This window comes from Adonisia turfae CCMR0081 (genome assembly GCF_011009555.1).
Taxonomy (GTDB): domain Bacteria; phylum Cyanobacteriota; class Cyanobacteriia; order Phormidesmidales; family Phormidesmidaceae; genus Leptothoe; species Leptothoe turfae.
In genome coordinates, this window is sequence record NZ_QXHD01000004.1 from 6,851,585 (window position 1) to 6,855,289 (window position 3,705).

3 protein-coding genes and 1 pseudogene are annotated in these 3,705 nt (G+C 48.1%); 2 read left to right on the forward strand and 2 right to left on the reverse strand.

The annotated features are described in order from the left end of the window. Nucleotides 1-321 precede the first annotated feature (321 nt). Nucleotides 322-1,038, forward strand: coding sequence for an HAD hydrolase-like protein (locus DXZ20_RS33120; RefSeq protein ID WP_163702948.1), 717 nt, complete (start codon nt 322-324; stop codon nt 1,036-1,038). Here the strand turns inward: DXZ20_RS33120 and DXZ20_RS33125 are convergent. Both DXZ20_RS33125 and DXZ20_RS33130 read right to left on the reverse strand, forming a co-directional pair. Continuing rightward, the gene (locus DXZ20_RS33125; RefSeq protein WP_163702949.1) at nt 974-1,699 is read right to left on the reverse strand and encodes a GUN4 N-terminal ARM-like repeat domain-containing protein; all 726 of its coding nucleotides are present in this window, start codon (nt 1,697-1,699) and stop codon (nt 974-976) included. The genes DXZ20_RS33120 and DXZ20_RS33125 overlap by 65 nt on opposite strands. Before the next feature lie 122 nt (nt 1,700-1,821). Further along, on the reverse strand, nt 1,822-2,481 hold the full coding sequence (locus tag DXZ20_RS33130; RefSeq protein ID WP_163671307.1) for a response regulator transcription factor: 660 nt from the start codon (nt 2,479-2,481) through the stop codon (nt 1,822-1,824). Nucleotides 2,482-3,016: 535 nt separating this feature from the next. Between DXZ20_RS33130 and DXZ20_RS37965 the strand changes: the two are divergent. After that, nucleotides 3,017-3,705: pseudogene (locus DXZ20_RS37965) on the forward strand (hypothetical protein); the annotation flags it as partial.

Genomic DNA, 3,705 nt, shown 5'->3' on the forward strand with positions numbered 1-3,705 from the left:
GAGGCAACCGCAAACGCTAGTATCCAGGACTTGTGTATACACCGTAGCCTGCTTAGGCTAAATCAGTTCACCGCTTCTCTCAGTAGGATAATTTTTACCACAATAAAGCTTACCGGAGGCTACAGTATTTATAGGTAGAGCATTTACACTGGTGACGATTGACTCAGGGACACCCTGGATATGGAAGATTTATAGCCATCTATCTTGGCTTAGCATTTTCTTTAGCCATATTCTAGGTTTGGGCATAGATAGATATAGGACCGCCCCACTTCACCGCTATTCCTTAACTACTTTCAAGACTGTTTTTTACACCACACCCGCGTGACCGTTCTCATTTTTGATTTTGACGGTACGATCGCTGACACATTGGAGACGATCGTTACTATTACTAACCGCTTGGCAGGCCACTATGGCTATCCGCAAACGACACCGGAGCGACTGAAATATCTGCGTGCCTTGAGTACAGCTGAGCTATTAGCGCAATCCAATGTGCCCCTGTTTCAAGTGCCGTTTCTGATGCGTCGGGTCAGACGCGAGCTGAATCAAGACATTGACTCGATTCACATCTTCCAGCATTTGAGTGATGTCTTAAAGGCGCTACAAGGGGATGGTCACACCATTATGATTGCCAGTTCCAATGCGCCTTCAACCATTCGACCATTTTTAGAACGTCACGGTTTAAGCCAGGTGTTCAGTCAGGTCTATGGCAACATTGGCCTGCTGGGTAAGGCCCGCAGCCTACGCCGTATCATGCGTCGTCATCGCCTAACACCTGAGGAGATCCTCTACGTGGGTGATGAAACACGCGATATTGAAGCCGCCCATTGCCAAGGGGTGGCGGTGGCGGCTGTGAGTTGGGGATTTAGCGATCGCACCGCCCTTGAAGCCCAGGGACCCACGTTTCTAATCGATACCCCAGAGGATCTATATCGAGCAGTTGGTGAGTTCCATAGAAGTCAGCGACGATTGTTCTTTATGGGTTCCAAGCGGGGTGAGAGAGCAGAAACTCCATCATACGTACCCCACGTAGCTGATTAGAAAGTGGCAAATGCCCAACGGGAGCTGACAAATCCCAGACAAACTCACCCGGATAGCGAGTCCAAATATTGTCAGACTTCCAAGCTAGCTTTTCCCAAAGCCGGTTCCAATCCTGGTTGAGACCGAGCCACAGCTCTCGTTGCTTAGAGAAACCGAACCGATCTTCTGAATACACGCGCCACAGCTGATCAATGGTGTGTAGATCAACCACAGGAAAGCTATCTACCTCAGTAAAATAAACCCACTTCCGCTGCACAGCAGCCGGACCAGCCAGTTCACAGAGCTTTTGTAACGTTAAGCGGTCCGCTTCTTCAAATTCTTGGGCAATCAACAATGCTTGCAATGGCTGATAGTCGACCCCCTTGTCAGAGATTGCTGGCACAACACCATTGGGATAGGCTTCCGCTAAAAAGGTTTGGGCTGCAACGGAATCACTAGTGCTGAGTACCTGATAGGTTTTACCAGTAGCGACCGAGGGTTCGCTAGCCTCTTTGAGGAAGCCCATGAGGACGGCAACGCCAGAGTCACCAGCACTGATTAATTCTGTGACGGCACTTAACTGGCGCTTTAAGTTATTAGAGCGGAGTTGTTCGGCAAGCTTAGCCGTTTTGTCATCGTCCATCGGAATAACCGTTGGAGAATCAGCGGATGCATTAGTCATGTTGGGGCATCTACAACACCAGACTCTGGCGTTGTTTTAAGCGTTTTTTTATAATGAGCCAAATCTCAGGCTACCTCACAATGTCTTAGCAGCACAAGACAAAACAGGTTAGTTATAACTATTTATTTGGATTCGTCAGAAGCGGGTCGATAGCCATTTTCAAAGGCATAGCGAATTAGCTGGGAGCGATTTTCCAACGATAGCTTGCTCAAGATATTGCTCAGGTGAGTTTGGACGGTCCTAGGGCTGATGAACAAATGTTCACCGATCTGTTTATTGGTAAAGCCCTGAATAACTTCCCAAAATACCTTTTCTTCGGCAGGGGTTAACGGCAGAGGTTCTGGCGGCGGTGGTTGAGCTGACTCTGGCGCTGGCATCTGCTGTACCAGACGAATAATTTCAGCATGCATGCGCCGAGAACGTTCCAGCTGAGCATCAATTTTGGCAATCAGCTCCTTAGGATGGAAAGGCTTAACGATGTAGTCATCGGCACCTTTGGAGTGGCCCTGAATCCGGTCATCTAATTCACCACGGCCCGATAGGAAAATAAAGGGAACGAGTTGACCCGAACGAATTTCCCTGAGCTTGGTACAGAACTCATAGCCATCCATCTCAGGCATCATCACATCTGAGACAACGAGGTCGGGTTGGTCTTGTTCAAATAAAGCTAGTCCTTCCGTGCCAGAGGATGCATGGCTCACTTGAAAGCCTCGCTCTCGCAGATAGCGGGTCAACGCAGACCGTAGTGTAATGTCATCATCAACAATAAGGATTTTTTTCATCCTGATGTCAGCTGCCTCAGAATACTTGCTAAACTTTTGAACCGAACGCCATGGGCATGTATAGCGCAACTTTATTTTATCAATCCTACAACTCCGAAACTGGATTACATGTCCTGCATTACAGATACGCCATACTTTTGCAATGAAACTTGTTTTGGATCAACCCACGGCAAAGAAGCGCTTATAAACGATTCTAAAAAAGATGACCTTATAGATTGTTAGTTAAGCTACGCATATCTATTACGGTCAATATGATGCCCAAAAGTTCTAGAATGTGCTGCGGTTATGGCTCAGGATTAAGATTCTCTAAGTGTTAAATAGGACCTGTATTCCCAAGTTTAGATGTTGTGATGCTTTTTGGATTGGATGCCGTTTTTATTAAAGCGATTGTTCCGTTATCTTTGGTTGCCTGGTACAGTGTCGACACCAATACGAAACTTGGGTATAAAGCAGGGTATGGCTTCGCTCGGGGTGATATATAGGTGGCATATAAAAGGTTCCTGTCGTCGGTGAAGCATAAATAAGAGGGAGCAACATGGGTGAGTCTGATAGCCAGGGCAGGAATGACCCACTACTGCAATCACTGGATGATGACTTTCAAGCATTGCAGCGGCACTTCGCTGATCAACTGGCTAAAGATATTGAATATTTGCAGTCGGAAAAGCAGCGCCTGATGAGCGATCTGGATGCGCTGCGTGTAGAGTACGACCAGCTTTATATTGACTATCAATCTCTTAAGAATGAGTCAGAGGTTGCCCTATCTACGCGAGAGTTGTCTCAGCAAAATGCCTGGGCTAAACGACTGGCTCGTGTACTCGCTCAAAACCTCCGCGATGATCTCCATGCCTATGTGACTAACTCATCAGAATTACCCAATCCCAGCCAAGACTGGCTGCATGCTTTGGATGACACGCTCAATCGCAGTGTCAGAGCGCTACAGCAAGATCTCAGCAGCTATCAGAGCGCCATTGCTCAGCAGCTGACACGTATGCAAGCTATGGAGCAGCAAGGGGAAGTCATTCTAGAGAGTCTGGTGGCGCGTATTAGCGATCAGTTGGGCAATTATCAGTTGGGGCAAGCGCCAACCCGTGCCGGTACTACACTCCCGAGTGGGTTAGATAATCGCCCCCTGAGGGATGGCAGTGATGTTGTTGGGGGGCGTGCCTATGTAGAGCGTCCTCGCCTTGATCAGGTGGCCGGTGCTACCCGTCGAGTGGTGCCATC

Coding starts and splice junctions, on each gene's coding strand:
- DXZ20_RS33130 (WP_163671307.1), bottom strand. CDS start 2,481: ATGAAAAAAATCCTTATTGTTGATGATGACATTACACTACGGTCTGCG.
- DXZ20_RS33125 (WP_163702949.1), bottom strand. CDS start 1,699: ATGACTAATGCATCCGCTGATTCTCCAACGGTTATTCCGATGGACGAT.